The 15,614-nt window shown below is 65.1% G+C and carries 11 protein-coding genes; 5 read left to right on the top strand and 6 right to left on the bottom strand.

The genetic code is table 11. The features are described 5' to 3' along the window. The first annotated feature begins 264 nt into the window (after nucleotides 1–264). Together QAZ47_RS19895 and QAZ47_RS19890 are read left to right on the top strand one after the other, a co-directional pair. A complete protein-coding gene (locus tag QAZ47_RS19895; protein ID WP_278202420.1) occupies nucleotides 265–2,100 on the top strand; it encodes a monovalent cation:proton antiporter-2 (CPA2) family protein in 1,836 nt (611 codons plus the stop codon). Nucleotides 2,101–2,110: 10 nt separating this feature from the next. Beyond that, nucleotides 2,111–2,659, top strand: coding sequence for a DUF924 family protein (locus tag QAZ47_RS19890; RefSeq protein ID WP_278230487.1), 549 nt, complete (start codon nucleotides 2,111–2,113; stop codon nucleotides 2,657–2,659). Between the two features lie 3 nt (nucleotides 2,660–2,662). On the opposite strand, the gene folK is transcribed toward QAZ47_RS19890, so the two are convergent. From folK to folP, 3 genes are read right to left on the bottom strand one after another with little or no spacing between them, the layout of a single operon-like run. Beyond that, nucleotides 2,663–3,175 carry a 2-amino-4-hydroxy-6-hydroxymethyldihydropteridine diphosphokinase gene (gene folK, locus QAZ47_RS19885; protein ID WP_278230486.1) on the bottom strand — a complete coding sequence of 171 codons (513 nt, stop codon included), beginning with the start codon at nucleotides 3,173–3,175 and terminating at the stop codon, nucleotides 2,663–2,665. Further along, the gene (gene folB / locus QAZ47_RS19880; RefSeq protein ID WP_278074147.1) at nucleotides 3,159–3,518 is read right to left on the bottom strand and encodes a dihydroneopterin aldolase; all 360 of its coding nucleotides are present in this window, start codon (nucleotides 3,516–3,518) and stop codon (nucleotides 3,159–3,161) included. Before folB ends, folK begins: the two co-directional genes overlap by 17 nt. 2 nt (nucleotides 3,519–3,520) lie before the next feature. Next, the gene (folP, locus tag QAZ47_RS19875) at nucleotides 3,521–4,372 is read right to left on the bottom strand and encodes a dihydropteroate synthase (RefSeq protein ID WP_278230485.1); all 852 of its coding nucleotides are present in this window, start codon (nucleotides 4,370–4,372) and stop codon (nucleotides 3,521–3,523) included. An 84-nt stretch (nucleotides 4,373–4,456) separates the two neighbouring features. On the opposite strand from folP, the gene QAZ47_RS19870 reads away from it, so the two are divergent. Both QAZ47_RS19870 and QAZ47_RS19865 read left to right on the top strand, forming a co-directional pair. Then, nucleotides 4,457–5,077 (top strand): DUF922 domain-containing protein, encoded by a 621-nt coding sequence (locus QAZ47_RS19870; RefSeq protein WP_278202413.1) that lies wholly within the window; start codon nucleotides 4,457–4,459, stop codon nucleotides 5,075–5,077. A gap of 233 nt (nucleotides 5,078–5,310) precedes the next feature. Further along, nucleotides 5,311–6,792 carry an MDR family MFS transporter gene (locus QAZ47_RS19865; protein ID WP_278202411.1) on the top strand — a complete coding sequence of 494 codons (1,482 nt, stop codon included), beginning with the start codon at nucleotides 5,311–5,313 and terminating at the stop codon, nucleotides 6,790–6,792. Nucleotides 6,793–6,977: 185 nt separating this feature from the next. On the opposite strand, the gene QAZ47_RS19860 is transcribed toward QAZ47_RS19865, so the two are convergent. The 3 genes from QAZ47_RS19860 to QAZ47_RS19850 form a co-directional block, all read right to left on the bottom strand. Then, nucleotides 6,978–8,009, bottom strand: a complete 1,032-nt coding sequence (locus tag QAZ47_RS19860) for an NAD(P)/FAD-dependent oxidoreductase (protein ID WP_278230484.1) — start codon at nucleotides 8,007–8,009, stop codon at nucleotides 6,978–6,980. A gap of 96 nt (nucleotides 8,010–8,105) precedes the next feature. After that, nucleotides 8,106–8,426 (bottom strand): 2Fe-2S iron-sulfur cluster-binding protein, encoded by a 321-nt coding sequence (locus QAZ47_RS19855; protein ID WP_278074142.1) that lies wholly within the window; start codon nucleotides 8,424–8,426, stop codon nucleotides 8,106–8,108. A gap of 124 nt (nucleotides 8,427–8,550) precedes the next feature. Continuing rightward, nucleotides 8,551–8,919, bottom strand: a complete 369-nt coding sequence (locus QAZ47_RS19850) for an Hpt domain-containing protein (protein WP_278233827.1) — start codon at nucleotides 8,917–8,919, stop codon at nucleotides 8,551–8,553. Between the two features lie 288 nt (nucleotides 8,920–9,207). Here QAZ47_RS19850 and QAZ47_RS19845 point away from each other — a divergent pair, with 288 nt between their 5' ends. Beyond that, complete coding sequence (locus tag QAZ47_RS19845) at nucleotides 9,208–15,408, top strand: kinesin (RefSeq protein ID WP_278230483.1); 6,201 nt, start codon at nucleotides 9,208–9,210, stop codon at nucleotides 15,406–15,408. The last annotated feature ends 206 nt before the right edge of the window (nucleotides 15,409–15,614 follow it).

Raw genomic sequence — 15,614 nt, 5'->3', positions numbered from 1 at the left:
TCAAAAAAGGCAGCGGCCCATCGCCGCTGCCTTCCAATGGCCGAAGCCCAATGGCCAAAGCCGGTCGTGCCTTAACCTCTGATTGTGGCGGCACGCAACGACCGGGCCGCGTAAACTTGTGTAACGAAGCTGCAACAGGAGTTTGCCGGACAGGCGTCACCTTTGTTTCCTGCCAATGGCCCTGCTCTTCCTGCCAGGCGCCCTGCCCTTGCCTCCCACTCCCGCTGCATGCAAGGAGTGCTTCGAGACAACGGAACGACAGGCATGGCGGCTGAAGCATCGAGCAGCGATCTCGTACAGGTGGTGGCGCTGCTTGCCGCTGGCGTGGTCGCCGTGCCGATCTTCAAGCGCATGGGACTGGGCTCCATCCTCGGCTATCTCGCGGCGGGCGTGGTCATCGGGCCGTTCGGCCTCCGCGTCTTCTCCGAATCGGAAGCCATCCTCCACGTCGCCGAGCTCGGCGTCGTCATGTTCCTGTTCATCATCGGCCTGGAGATGCAGCCGTCGCGGCTCTGGGGCCTGCGCCGCGAGATTTTCGGGCTCGGCGCGCTGCAGGTCGGCGTTTGCGCCCTGCTGCTGACCGGCGTCGGACTGGCCGGAGGCTTTCCGATCGCGCAGTCCTTCGTCGCCGGCGCCGGTTTCGTGCTGACGTCGACGGCGATCGTCATGCAGTTGCTCGAGGAGCGCGGCGAGATCGCTACGCCCAAGGGCCAGCGTATCGTGTCGATCCTTCTGCTCGAAGACCTCATGATCGTGCCGCTTCTGGCGCTGGTTGCGTTTCTGGCGCCCGGCGGCGCCGAGACCAGCCTGTCCGAACGGTTGACCGAAGTCGGCATCGGCATCGCGGCGATCATCGGACTGGTGGTGGCGGGGCGCTATCTGCTCAACCCGCTCTTCCGCATCCTGGCGGACGCCCGCGCCCGCGAGGTGATGACGGCCGCGGCCCTGCTTGTGGTGCTTGGGTCGGCTCTAGCCATGCAGCTTTCCGGCCTCTCCATGGCAATGGGCGCTTTCCTCGCCGGTGTGCTGCTCTCCGAATCGACCTTCCGCCATCAGCTCGAAGCCGACATCGAGCCGTTCCGCGGCATCCTGCTCGGCCTGTTCTTCCTTGCCGTCGGCATGTCGCTCGACCTCGGCGTCGTCGCCCAGAACTGGCGGCTCGTCGCCATCTATGTCGTCGCCTACATGATCATGAAGGCGCTCGGCATCTATATCGTCGCGCGCATGCTCAAGAGCGGCCACCGCGAGGCGCTCGAACGCGCCGTCTTCATGGCGCAGGGCGGCGAATTCGCCTTCGTACTCTACTCCTCGGCGGCCGCGGTCGGCATCATCGACGGCCAGGCCAACGCCACGCTGACCGCCATCGTCATCATCTCCATGGTGCTGACGCCCTTGGCGATCGTGGCGCTGCGCTATCTTACGCCGCGCGACGAGCAATCGCTCGAAGGCGTCGACATCGCCGACGGCCTCACCGGCAGCGTGCTGATCATCGGCTTTGGCCGTTTCGGGCAGATCGCCAGCCAACCGCTGCTTTTGCGCGGCCTCGACGTCTCGATCATCGACAACGAGGTCGAGATGATCCAGGCGGCGGCCGATTTCGGCTTCAAGGTGTATTACGGCGACGGCACGCGGCTCGACATCCTGCATGCGGCCGGCGCGGGCCGCGCGCGTGCCGTGCTGATCTGCGTCGACAAGCCGGACGCCGCTGTGCGTATCGCGCAGCTGATCAAGGCCGAATTCCCTTTGGTCACCATCCTGGCGCGCGCCTTCGACCGGGGCACCGCTTTGCAGCTCATCCGCGCCGGCGCCGACTATCAGTTGCGTGAGACCTTCGAATCCGCGCTGGTGTTCGGCGGCTCGGCGCTGGAAGCGCTAGGCGTCGACCCAGAAGAGGTTGCCGAGGTCATCGAGGACGTGCGCCGCCGCGACACCGCCCGTTTCGAGACGCAGCTTGCCGAAGGCATCCGCGCCGGCCAGCGCTTTCTGAAAGGCAATATCGGCACGCCGATCCCGACGCCGCTCGCGCAGCCGCGCCACGCCGGCCGGGCACTGAACGAAGAGACGGCGGGCGTGCTGAACAAGGCAGAGACGAAGAACTGAGGAGCAACGCATGGCAGGGCTCGACGCGCGGGCGCTTTCCGTCACCAAATTCTGGCGCGATGCCGGCGAGGACGCCTGGTTCGAGAAGAACGATGCGTTCGACACGGATTTCCGCAACCGCTTCCTGGAGCTGCACTATGCCGCCGCCGGGCGTGAATGCGACGACTGGAACGCCCATGCCGAGGGATCGTTGGCGCTGATGATCCTGCTCGATCAGTTTCCGCGCAACTGCTTCCGCGGCACCGGGCATATGTACGCGACCGATCCGCTGGCCAGGCATTTCGCCGACCGGGCGATCGCCGCCGGCCAAGACCTTGCGCTCGACGAGAGCCTGCGCGTCTTCCTTTATCTGCCCTTCGAGCATTCGGAGTTGCTTGCGGACCAGCAGCGATCGGTGGAACTCACCGCCGCGCGAGCGCCGGACTACCTCAAATACGCCAAGGAGCATCTGGAGATCATCGAGCGCTTCGGCCGCTTTCCGCATCGAAACAAAATGCTCGGCCGCCAGACGACGCTCGAGGAAAAGGCCTTTCTCGACGGCGGCGGCTTCTCCGGCTGAGTTTCAGCTCAGCCACCATTCCCGGCCTGACGGCAGGCGCTCGATCCCCGACGCATCGACGGCGCCGAGCCGCTCCGACACGTTTTTGCCGCCGACAACGAGGTCGGGCGCGATCTCGGCCAGCGGGGCCAGCACGAAGGCGCGCTCCAGCATGCGTGGATGAGGAACCTCAAGGCCGGTCTCGTGGATCACGCGGTCGCCGAACACCAATATGTCGATGTCGATCAGGCGCGGCCCCCAGCGCTCCTCGCGCACCCGCTTCAGCCGTCTCTCGACGTCGAGGCAGAGGTCGAGCAGGGCGCGTGGCGGCAGCGCCGTTTCGATCGCAGCCGCGGCGTTGAGGAAATCCGGCTGGTCGAGCTTGCCCCAGGGCGGCGTGCGGTAGAGCGAGGAGACGGCGGTGACGCGCGTCTTGTCATCGCCATCCAGCATGCGCAGCGCCGCGGCCATGGACTTTGCCGGGTCGCCGAGATTGCCGCCGAGACTGAGGTAGACGACGCTATTGGGGCCAGACAACGGTCACCTCGACATGATCGAGCACGCCCGGCACCGGGGCGTTCGGCTTGCGCACCGTGATCTCTGCTTTCTTGATCTGTGGAAACCGAGCGGCCAGCGCCTTCGCCACTTCCAGCGCCAGCGCCTCGATCAGGAAACGGCGGTGCCCGGTGACGATCTTCTCGATCACCGAAAAGGCGATGCCGTAATTGACGGTGTCCTCGATGGAATCTTCCTCCAGCGGCCGGCTGGGCTCGACCGTCAGTTCGGCGTCGACATAAAAACGCTGGCCGAGCGTCTCCTCTTCGTCCAGCACGCCGTGCCGGGCAAAGAAGGCGCAGTTCTTCATGCGGATGACATACATGATCAGCGTCCGGGAGAGTGGGTTTCTCGCGCCAACATAGCATCGGCCACCGCCAGCGCATCCACGTTGATTGCGACATCGTGGACGCGAAAAAGATCGGCGCCTTTGAGCCGCAGGATGACGCTGGTGGCCGCGGTGCCGGCCGCCCGCTCAGCAGGTTCGCGCCCCGTGACGCCTCCAATGAAACGCTTGCGCGAAGTCCCCGCCATCAGCGGGAAGCCGAGCGCCTGAAGCTCGGAGAACCGCGCCATCAGATCGAGATTTTCCTCCGTCGTTTCCTTGGCGAAGCCGAAGCCGGCGTCGAGCACGATCTGGCTATCGGAAACATTGCCGGCGCGCGCGATCTCCAGCGATTTGCGCAGGAACAGGAACTGGTCCTCGATCAAGTCCGGCAACTTCTGCCGTTCGCGTCCGGTGTGCATGATGATGAGGCCGGCGCCGGTCTCGGCCGCGACACGCGCTATGCCGGGCTCGCGCTGCAGGCCCCAGACGTCGTTGACGATATGCGCACCGGCTGCGACGGCCCGACGCGCCGTATCCTCGCGATAGGTGTCGATCGAAATCAGGGCCTCGCCCGATCCTGCGAGCGCCTCGATGATCGGCAGCACCCGCCCCTGCTCTTCCTCGGCGGTGATCGGGGCAAAACCCGGCCGCGTCGATTCCCCGCCGATATCGATGATGGCGGCCCCCTCTTCCGCCATGCGGCGCGCCTGGGCTATCGCCTTCTCGGGCGCAATGAACAATCCACCATCGGAAAAACTATCCGGTGTCACGTTGAGGATACCGACGACCACCGCCTTGGGGCCGAGGTCGAGATGGCGTCCGTGCGCGAGCTGCCATCGCCTTGTCGTCATTGTCCATCAACCATGTGTGATCCGCGCGAAATCAATTTCGTTGCGCCGGCAACGGCCGTAAAGCAAGGTGCGTGAAGAGGCAACATGATGAACCGTCCCCTGCTCAGCGCCCTGATGCTCGTCCTCGCCACCGCGCCGGCTGGCGCGGCGAATCTGGTGAAGACCTACAGCTATTTCGCCGTCACCGGCCGCACGCTGGACGACATCGAAAAGCAGCTGACAAAAAACGGCCCCGAAGTGAAGAGCACCGGCTCCAGGCATCCGGGCGCAACGCAGATGGCCTTCACCACCCGCGTCAGCTACGCGCAGACTGCGAATTCCTGCCGGATCGCGAACGCGCAGGTCACTCTGAAGGTCAAGGTGATCCTTCCCGAATGGCGGCGACCGCGCAAGGCCGATCCGGACGTCAGGCTGTTCTGGGACACGCTGTCGGCGGACATCAAGCGCCACGAGGAGCGCCATGTCGAGATCGCCAAGAACCATGCCCGCGACCTCGAGGACGCGTTGAAGGCGACCTATCCGCAAAAGACCTGCGAAGCGGTGAAGGCCAAGGCCGCCGAGATCTCTTCCGCCATCCTTGCCGAGCACGACCGCGCCCAGGTGCAGTTCGACCGCGTCGAAAGCGTCAACTTCGAAAGCCGGATCATCCGGCTTCTGCGCTACCGGATGCAGCGCATCCAAAGTGGCCAACTGCCGCCGGCTTGATCGACGGAGCCGCAGTCCCAGCGAAGGCCAATCCCGCCCTAAACATGGTGCCAGATTCGAAAAACTTTCGAGCGGCGGTCGAAAACGACCTATATCGGACGACATGTACCGGGTCCGCCTCGGGCGGGCTTCGGAAGCAGAGATAGGAACGGCAAGCGGAAGACGTCCCGGAACCGGCCGTTTCTTGCGGACCGCGCACAAGCCTTGAGCCGGCCTTTTTGAAAGAACGACGCATGGACCAGACCGTCGACAATCGCACGACGATGGCGACCTCGCCGCCGATCAGCGAAAGCGAGAAGAACGCCATTATCGGCGGCGTGCTGCTGTCGATGCTTCTGGCGGCACTTGACCAGACCATCGTCGCCCCTGCCCTGCCGACCATCGCGCGCGCTCTCGGCCACGCCGAATATCTGCCATGGATCGTCACTGGCTATCTTTTGACCGCGACGGCGATGGCGCCGCTTTACGGCAAGATTTCCGACGTCTATGGCCGCCGGCCGGTCATCTACGCCGCTATCCTGATCTTTCTTCTGGGCTCGCTGGTCAGTGCCCTGGCCCCCAACATGCTGGTGCTGGTCATCGGCCGGGCGATTCAGGGCGCGGGCGGCGGCGGTCTGTTCGCGCTTGCCCAAACGGTCATCGGCGATCTCGTGCCGCCGCGCGAGCGCGCACGCTACGCCGCCTGGATAGCCGGCACATGGGCGGTCGCCAGCGTCGCCGGTCCGCTGCTTGGCGGCGTGTTCGCCGAGCACCTGCACTGGTCGCTGATCTTCTGGATCAACCTGCCGATCGGCTTCCTGGCGATGGCAATAATCAACAACCCGCTGAAGAAGCTGCCGATCGCGGCCAAGCACCACCGCATCGACGGGCTGGGCGCCGTGCTCCTGGTGATCGCCACGGCCCTGCTGCTCCTGGCGCTGAACTGGGGCGGCAGCACCTATCCGTGGCTCTCGCCGGAAATCCTCGGGCTGGTCGCCTGCTCGGCCGTGTTCTGGGCGCTGTTCGCGCTACGGCTGCTGAGGGCCAGTGAGCCGCTGATCTCGCTCGAAGTGCTGGGCAATCCGATCGTGCTCGCCGGCACGCTGTCGTTGTTCCTGCTGCAGGCGGCAAACATTGGCGCCTCGGTCTACCTGCCGGTCTATCTGCAGTCGGTCGTCGGACTCTCGGTCAGCGAATCCGGCACCGCCATGCTCGGGCTGCTTCTCGGCACCGTTGCCGGCGCCACCTTCAGCGGCCGCATGATCCCGCGCTTCGTCCACTACAAGCGCATCGCCATGATCGGCATCATTTTGGCGATCGTCTGCATCGGCGTGCTCAGCGCCATTGCGGGGCAAGCCTCGCTGCTCGAAGTCGAGGTCCTGACGACGCTCATCGGCATCGGCAGCGGCACGACCTTCCCGGTCAGCACCGTCTCGGTCCAGAACGCGGTCGATCGCGCCCATCTCGGTGTCGCGACCGGCGTGCTGACCTTCCTGCGCTCGCTGGGCGGCGCGCTTGGCGTCGCCATGCTCGGCGCCGTCGCGCTCGGCTATGGCCTGCCGCTCGCGGCCGAGGGCTCTGAGACACATATCGAGCTGACATCGGCGATGCCGTTCGTGATGATCTTCCTCACCGCCGGCATCACGCTCGTCCTGGCGCTCGTCGTGCTGGCGCTGATGCCCGAAAAGCCGCTGCGCGGCCATGACGAGAACGCCGCGCCCGTGCTTGCGGAGTAGTCTCTCCGAGGTGTGTTGAGATTCAGGTCAGGCCGAGCCGAGAATGGTGGCTTCCGAGAACCGGCCTACGCCGGCCGTAGCCTCAATTCGGCTGCTTGGCCACTCACGAGTGGCTCCGGCCGGCGAAGGCCGGAAGCGCAGGAGGCTCCGTTCGCAGGCCGGCATCACCTGAATATCAACATAGCTCAGTCGTGGACGCCGAGCTTCTTCTGCAAGCTGGTCGACGAGGTCGTGTACTGGAATACGATCCGCTCGCCGGGGCTGACGATGCGCTTGGCGGCCTGCGCCATCAGGGCGACCTCGTGGAAGCCTGACAGGATCAGCTTAAGCTTGCCGGGATACCAGTTGATGTCGCCGACGGCGAAGATGCCGGGCACCGATGTCTGGAATTTCTCGGTGTCGACCGGGATCAGGTTCTCGTGCAGGTTCAACCCCCACTCGGCGATCGGCCCGAGCTTCATGGTGAGGCCGAAGAACGGCAGCATGCGGGTGCACGGCACCTCGATATCGCCGTCTGGGCCGCCCTTGATGGTCGCGGATGAGAGCTGGCCCTCGGCGCCCGCCAAGCCGCTCACCTGACCGACCAGGAATCTCAGTTGCTTCATCTCCTGCATGGCATACATCTTGTTGACGCTGTCCGGCGCCGCCCGGAACTCCGCACGCCGGTGGACGAGCGTCACGCTTTTGGCGATCGGCTGCAGATTGAGCGTCCAGTCGAGCGCCGAATCGCCGCCGCCGACGATGACGAGGTCATGGCCGCGGAAATCCTCCATGCGCCGGACCGAGTAGAAGACGCTCCTGCCTTCATAGTCCTCGATGCCCGGGATGGGCGGACGCTTGGGCTGGAACGAGCCGCCGCCGGCGGCGATCACCACAACCTTGGCCTCGAACACTTCATTTTCGTCGGTGGTGACGCGGAACGTACCGTCCTCGAGTTTCTCCAGGCTGGAGACCATGCGGTTGAAGGTGAAGTCCGGCTTGAACGGATGTATCTGCTCGAGCAGCTTGTCGACCAGGCCCTGGGCGGTGATCAATGGCCAGCCCGGAATGTCGTAGATCGGCTTTTCCGGATAGAGCTCGGCGCATTGTCCGCCGGGACGGTCGAGGATGTCGATGAGATGGCACTTCATGTCGAACAGGCCGAGTTCGAATACGGCGAACAGGCCGACCGGCCCTGCCCCGACAATAAGTACGTCCGTCTTGATCGTATCCGTCATCAGCTCCGCCCCATTTTGGGAAATGGTGGGGACAGTGCATGACCTATGGCCCGCTGCCAAGCAGCCACGGGAAAAATTGGAAAATGGAGGGTTGGTTCAGCCCTGGCGTTCGGGAACGCGCACGACGAGGCCGTCGAGCGCGTCGCGCACCTTGATCTGGCAGGACAGGCGCGAGTTCGGCCGGACGTCGTAAGCGAAGTCCAGCATGTCCTCCTCCATCGCTTCCGGCTCGCCGACCTCGGCCGTCCAAGCCTCGTCGACATAGACGTGGCAGGTCGCGCAGGCGCAAGCGCCGCCGCATTCCGCCTCGATGCCGGGCACCGCGTTGCGGATCGCGTTTTCCATGACGGTCGAGCCGTTCTCGGCCTCCACGTCGAATTGAGTGCCGTCATTGGCGATGAAAGTCAGCTTTGTCATTTGTCACCTGAGGAGTCGCAGCCGAGATAATCACTCCGCCGGACAAGTCAACTGCGGCGCGAAAAACGCCACCAAATGACGTTTTCAGCCAAATGACGTTTTCGGAAGGTGCTCTCGCGAGGGGCTAGCGGCTGATGGCGGCGATGAAGTCCCGCACTTCCTCGATCAGCACGCCAAGCTTCTTCAAGATGCGGGCATCCTCGGGCTGCTTTTCGATCGCCGCGGCGCATTCGGCGACGGCAAAGGCGCCGATACCGCGCGCCGAGCCCTTGAGGCTGTGTGCGAGGAGCACCCGTTCCTTGGCATCGGCATCGGCAATCTCGTCGCGCACCGATAGCGCCTGCTGCACGAACAGCGCCAGCACTTCCTGTTCGAGCGCGCGATCATCCATCGTCTGCCGCGCAAGATGGGCCATATCCACAGGTCGCGACCCTGCCGTTCCCGACACGTCACCGCCGGGCATGGAAAACGCGATCCCACTGTCACCACGCATACGCACTGCAACTCCCGAAAGGCGGCCTACCGCCAAAAAATAGGCGACTTGCGTCGCCATCGCGTTAACGATTGCCAGGGAAAAATGTTGTCACAGAGGCAGCCCAAATCACGCCTCCGTTAACCTTATATTTAAAGTTTTACGTATCGCCCTGAATGCATGTTTTCTTTACCCCCGTGTGTCATTACGATACGAACGTCCATTTTCAGCCTCCTGTCTGGGACCAGACAAGCCAAAATCAGGCCAGAATCATAAGTCCCGCGGCAGCTAGTACAGGGTAGCGAAGGCATGGCTAAGAAACCGACGACGACCAAATCCCTCGAGAGCGACGTGGCCGCGGAACTGGAAAAGGCGCTTGACCTTGACCTCAACGGCGACGAAGGCGGGCTCGACATGGCGGCGTCGATGGAAGATCTCGAGGCCCAGATTTCGGCGGCCGCGGACGAGCTGGCGCGCGAAGGCCGCAGCCAGAGGATCGAGCCGGCAAATGAGGCTCCGGCGCCGAAGGCGGCGCCTCAGCCAAAGCCGGCGGAGCTGCGCCCAATCGAATCGCGCGGTTCGCAGCCGGCCGGCTTCACACCGGCTCCCGCCGGTTTCACGCCAGCCAACGACGATCGCCAGAAGGATTACCGGACGCTTTTGCATGGCCTCAACCGGCGTGCGTCGAGCACCGTCTACTGGGTCATAGCGTTCATCTCGCTTGCCTGGATCGCCGGCGCCGGCGGCCTCGCCAATCTTCTGTTCGGTTCGGACATCTGGAAGATCCGCAGCTTCGACCAATTCTTCGCCCGCCCCGAGCTGATCGGCCTGGCGGTCGCGGCGATTATCCCGGTCATTCTGTTCTGGGCCTTCGCCGCCATGATCCGGCGCGCCCAGGAAATGCGCATTGCGGCGCAATCGATGACCGAAGTTGCCTTCCGCCTCGCCGAGCCGGAAAACCTTGCCCAGGACCGCGTCATGATGATCGGCCAGGCCGTTCGCCGCGAGGTGGCGGCCATGGGCGAAGGCATCGAGCGCACGTTGGCGCGCGCCGTCGAGCTCGAAACGCTCGTCCACAGCGAAGTCAGCCAGATCGAGCGCTCCTATTCCGAGAACGAAGCGCGCATCCGCTCGCTGGTCGACGGGCTCGGCAGCGAACGCGAGGCGGTCGTGAGCCATGCAGAGCGCGTGCGCGCCTCGATTCACGGCGCGCACGAGACGCTGCGCGACGAGATCGGCGCCGCCAGCGACATCATCCGCGACTCGATCCTCAACGCCTCGACCAAGCTGTCGATGACGATCAACAATTCGGGCGACACGCTGATCGATCGCATCAACGAAAGCTCGATGTCGATCTTCGATTCGGTAGAGACCCGGCTCGATACGATCACCGACCGCCTGTCGACCTCCGGCGAGGCCTTCGCCAGCTTGCTCGACACCCGCATCGCCAAGCTGACCGACACGACCGACGGCCTCACCCGCTCGCTCACCGACCTGCTCGACGACCGCACCACCGGCATGGTCTCGCTGCTCGGCGGGGCCGCGCGCACGCTGAGCTCCGAATTCGAAGCGAGCCTCAGCGGCATCGAGCGGACGCTGGCCGAGCGCGGCCAGGCGCTGATCAGCGAGTTCCAGACCCGCGCCGAGGCGCTCGACACCGGCACGCAGAAGCTCAACGCGGCGCTTGAGGCGCGCGCCCGTCAGATCAATGAGACGCTGGTCGAACGCGCCCGCGACATCGCCAATACTTTCGCCGAGAGCAAGGACCAACTGTCGTCGATGATCGATCAGGGCAAGACCCAGATCGGTGCGGACATGGCCGACATCATCTCGTCGACCTCGTCCATGCTCGAAGCCCGCGCCACTGATTTCGCCGGACGCATGGAAGCTGCCCGCCACGTCGTGTCGCGCTCCTTCGACGCCGACATCCAGCGGCTAGCCGATGCCCGCGCCGGCATCGACGAAGCCATCGAAGACCACAGCCGGAAGCTCTCCGAAAGCAGCAGCCGTATGGCGGCCGCCATGCAGGAGGACCTCGCGAAATTCGCCGAGAGTCGCGCCGGCATCGATGACGCCGTGGCCAGTCAGGTCCAGAAACTGGCCGAGGGCCGCAGCCTGATCTCGCGCGCGCTGGAAGATGACCTGCGCAAGGTCAACGAGGCGCACGCAGCCATCGATGCCTCGCTGGGCAGCCACCTCGAACAGCTCGAAGAGGGCCGCAACCGACTGTCTCAGGCCCTAAACGAAGACTCCGGCAGACTCGTCCAAGCCCGTACGATGATTGACGAAATGGTCGCCGGCCATGTCGGCAAGCTGGCTGAGGGCCGCAACATTCTGGCGCGCGCGCTGGAAGCCGATCTCGGTAAGCTGTCAGACAGCCGCACCTCGATCGACGGCCTGGTCGCCGGTCAGGTCGAGAAGATAGCCGAAGGCCGCGCGGTGCTCGCCAAGGCGCTGGAGACCGACATCGCCGGTATAAGGACCCTGATCGAAACACATTCGGCCAAGCTCGCGGAAGACAGGGGCGAACTCAGCCGAGCCCTGGAAGGCGACTTGAGCGGAATCCGGGACCTGATCAACAGTCATGCCGGCAAGCTCGTCGAGGACCGCAGCCTGCTGTCGCAGACGCTGGAATCCGACCTGGCCAAGCTCGCCGAAAGCCGCGCCTCGATCGACGGGCTGGTCGCCGGTCAGGTCGAGAAGCTCGCCGAAGGCCGCGATATCCTCAAGCGCGCGCTGGAAGCAGACATAAACACCATCAGGGGTGCCATCGCGGGACATTCCGAGCGGGTGCAGGAGGAACGCGCCCAGCTGTCCAGGGCTTTGGAAACCGATCTGCATACGGTCAGCGGTGCGATCGCCGACCATCAAAACAGGCTCGTCCAGGATCGCTCGGCATTGTCGAAGGCTCTCGAGGACGATCTCGCCAAGCTGGCCGAAAGCCGCTCCAGCATCGACGGCCTTGTCGCCGGCCAGGTCGAGAAGCTCGCCGAAGGCCGCGATATCCTCAAGCGGGCCCTGGAAGCCGACCTCAATACCATCCAAGGCGCCATCGTCGATCATTCGCAGAAGATCAGCGACCATCGTGCCGAGCTGTCGCGCGCTCTCGATTCCGACATGGTCAATGCCAGCGGCCTCATGCAGACCCACGCCGACAGGCTGTCGCAGGACCGCGCTGCGCTGTCCAAGGCCCTGGAGGACGATCTCGCCAAGCTGGCCGAAAGCCGCTCCAGCATCGACGGGCTGGTCGCCGGTCAGGTCGAGAAGCTCGCCGAGGGTCGCGACATCCTCAAGCGCGCTCTGGAAGCGGACCTCGCCAAGCTCGCCGAAAGCCGCGCCTCGATCGACGGCCTCGTTGCCGGCCAGGTCGAGAAGCTCGCCGAAGGCCGCGACATCCTCACGCGCGCCCTCGAGGCCGACCTTGCCAAGCTCGCAGAAAGCCGCGCCGGTATCGACGGCCTGGTTTCCGGCCAGGTGGAGAAGCTCGCAGAGGGTCGTGATATCCTCAAGCGTGCGCTCGAAGCCGACCTGCAGAAGCTGGCCGAAAGCCGCTCCGAGATCGAAGGCGTCATTGCCGGCCATGTCGGCAAGCTGTCGGAGGGCCGTGACATGCTGGCCCGCGCCCTGGAGGACGATCTCGCCAAGCTCGCCGAGGCGCGCAAGGACGTCGACCGCTCGGTGTCCGGGCACATCGACCAGATCGCGGCCAAAAGCGGCGACATCTCAGCGGCGATCGCCGCCGATGTCGAGAAGATCGAGCAGGCCTTCAGCCGACAGACCGGCATTATCGAGGAACGCTCGGCCACCATGGAACGTGCGCTGTCGACCGGCGTCGACAATGTCCGCGGCGTGCTTGAAAAGACCGCCGTCTTCGTTGCCGGCGCGCTGCGCGACAAGGTGATGGAAGTCACCAGCGCCCTGCACGAACAGGCCGGCGCCGCCTTCAGCGACGCCGATCGCAAGATCGCCGAGCGCGCCGAGCAGACTTCGGCCGCCCTGCTTGCCAGGGCCGAGGACATTGCCAACGCTTTCGAGGCTGCGGATCGCCGCCTGCATGAGCGCGCGCAGGACACCTCCAGCATGCTGATGGCCCGCGCCGACGATGCATCCAATTCGCTCATGGCCCGCGCCGAGGAAACCGCCGACAAGCTGGCCGCACGCGCCAGCGAGATCGCCGGCACCTTCGATGCCGCCGACCAGAAGCTGGTCGCCCGTGCGGTCGAAACGGCGCAGTCGCTGGCCGCACGCGCCGGCGATATCCTGCGCAACTTCGAGGGCGCGGACGAGCGGATGGGCATGCGCATCTCCGAATCGGCCGAAGCGCTGGCCGCACGCGCCTCGGATCTCGGCCGCATCTTCGATGCCGCCGATCAGCATCTGATCTCGCGCATCGCCGAGGGGTCGGAAGCGCTGTCGTCGCGGGCGTCCGAAATCGCCCGTATCTTCGACGACGCCGACAGCCGCCTGGTGTCGCGCATCGCCAGCAGCACCTCGACCATCGGCGAACATGCCGACACCATTGTCGGCGCATTCGCGGCCACCGAGCAGCGCGTCGCCGATCGTGCCCGCCAGACCGGCCAGGAGCTCGCCGTCCACGCCCGCGAGATCGAGCAGGCGCTTGCCGGAGCGGACGAAAGGCTGGCGTCGAGCGCCGCCGCCGCCGCCGCCCGCGTCGAGGAGCAGGTGGCGAGCGTCGAGAACCGCCTCTCCTACAGCGCCGAAACGATGGGCCAGAAGCTCAGCGAGCAGGTGTCCAGCGCCGAAGCCCAGCTGATCTCGCGCGCCAACGTCATCGCCGAAACCTTCACTGCGGTCGGCCAGCACATCGGCCAGAGCACCAACGAGGCGGCAAAGACCATCGGCGCCAACACCCGCGAGCTCAACACCATGCTTGCGGCGCGCTCCGCGGAGATGTCGAGGATCCTCGACGAGACGGCGCGTCCCCTGGTCGAGCGCTTCGCCCAGGGCGGGTCCGAGCTGCAGAAGAGCGTGGAAGAGGTCACAGAACGGGCGACCGAGAAGCTGCGCAGCGAAAACGCCGTCCTCGTCAACGCGCTTGCCAGCCGCACGGCCGAAACGCTTTCGGCCGTCGAGGGCGCGCGCTCGACGCTGGCCGACAGCGTTGCCGACCTCATCGGCCGCATGGGCACCTCCAGCGCTCAACTCAGCCAGCTGATCGACCAGGCTGCCGTCAACCTCGGCCAGATCGAGGAACGGCTGAACGGCAGCACACAAAGCTTCGCCTCGACCACGGAAAAGGCAGCCCAGACCTTTGCCAGCTCGGCGCGTCTCGTCGACTCCAACACGACGCGGCTGACCGACCTGTCGTCGGCGACCTTGCGCGAGGTCGCATCGATCGCGACCAAGTTCGACGAGCATAGCCGTCTGCTGTCGAGCGCCTCCAATCTGCTCAGTTCCGCGCAGAGCAATCTGGAGCACACGCTGGAGCGGCAATCTTCGCTCGAGGACCTCGCCGTCGGCCTGGTCAAGAAGTCGGAAGACCTCGAGAAGGTCATGCGCTCCTTCGAGAACCTCGTCGGCCAGACGATGCAAACCGCCGAGGGCCGCACGATGGAATCGGCGGAGAAGATCCGCACGGCCATCGCCGAGGTCGTCGATTCCGCCACGCGGCGCTTCGCCGACGCGACCGAGGAGATGCGGCGCACCGCCAGCTCGATCAAGAGCGAGCTGGACCTTACCCGCGCAGAGCTCAAGAAGGGCGTCATCGAGATGCCGGAAGAGGCCAAGGAATCGACGTCTGCCATCCGCCGCGCCGTCTCCGAGCAGATCAACGCGCTCAAGGAACTGTCGGATATCGTTGCGAAATCCGGCCGCAGCGGCAGCAGCGAGACCGGCGAGCCGCGTGGCTTGCGCCCCGCACCGCAGGCTCCTGCCCGCCCCGCCGAGCCGCCGCTGCGCCGTCCGCCGGCGCCGCAGCCTCAAGCTGAGCGCCAAGCCACACAGGCGCCGCTCGCCGAGACGACGCTGCGCGGCACGCTGGACCTCGCGCGCCCCGCCGAGACGCCGCGCCGCGATCCGAACGGCCGCACGCCGCAGGGCGGCTGGGTGCGCGATCTCCTGACCAACGCGTCGCGCGAGGAGGACCTGAAGCCGGCCGCCCCGGCGGAAGCGCCGCGCGCCGCGCCTGCCCAGCGCTCGCCGCTGCATGTCATGGAATCGCTCAACTCGCTGTCCGTCGACATCGCGCGGGCTATCGACCATGACGCCTCGATCGAGTTGTGGAACCGCTATCGTCGCGGCGAGCGCGACGTGTTCACGCGCCGCCTCTACACTCTCAAGGGCCAGCAGACCTTCGACGAGATCCGTCGCAAGTACCAGGCCGAAGCCGAGTTCCGCGCCGCCGTCGACCGCTACTGCGACGATTTCGAAAAACTGCTCAAGGACGTGTCGCGCAACGACCGCGACAACATCATGGCGCAGACCTACCTGACGTCGGACACCGGCAAGGTCTACACCATGCTGGCCCACGCCAGCGGCCGCCTGCACTGAAGCCGGCAGGCAGAATCGGAAACTAAAAAGGCGGGTTTCGACCCGCCTTTTTCATGTCCACGATGTCGATTGTCGGCTCGGCCGGCGCTTACAGCAGGATGAATTTGAGAGGAGTCATTCATCCCGCTCCGACTCTTTGTTCTGTCGCATGGTCTTAATCCGAAAGGTCTGCAACTCTTTTGCCGTCGCTGACCTTCTTTTCGGGA

The organism is Mesorhizobium sp. WSM4904, assembly GCF_029674545.1.
In the GTDB taxonomy this organism is placed as follows: domain Bacteria; phylum Pseudomonadota; class Alphaproteobacteria; order Rhizobiales; family Rhizobiaceae; genus Mesorhizobium.
This window is presented reverse-complemented; position numbering and strand designations above follow the sequence as displayed.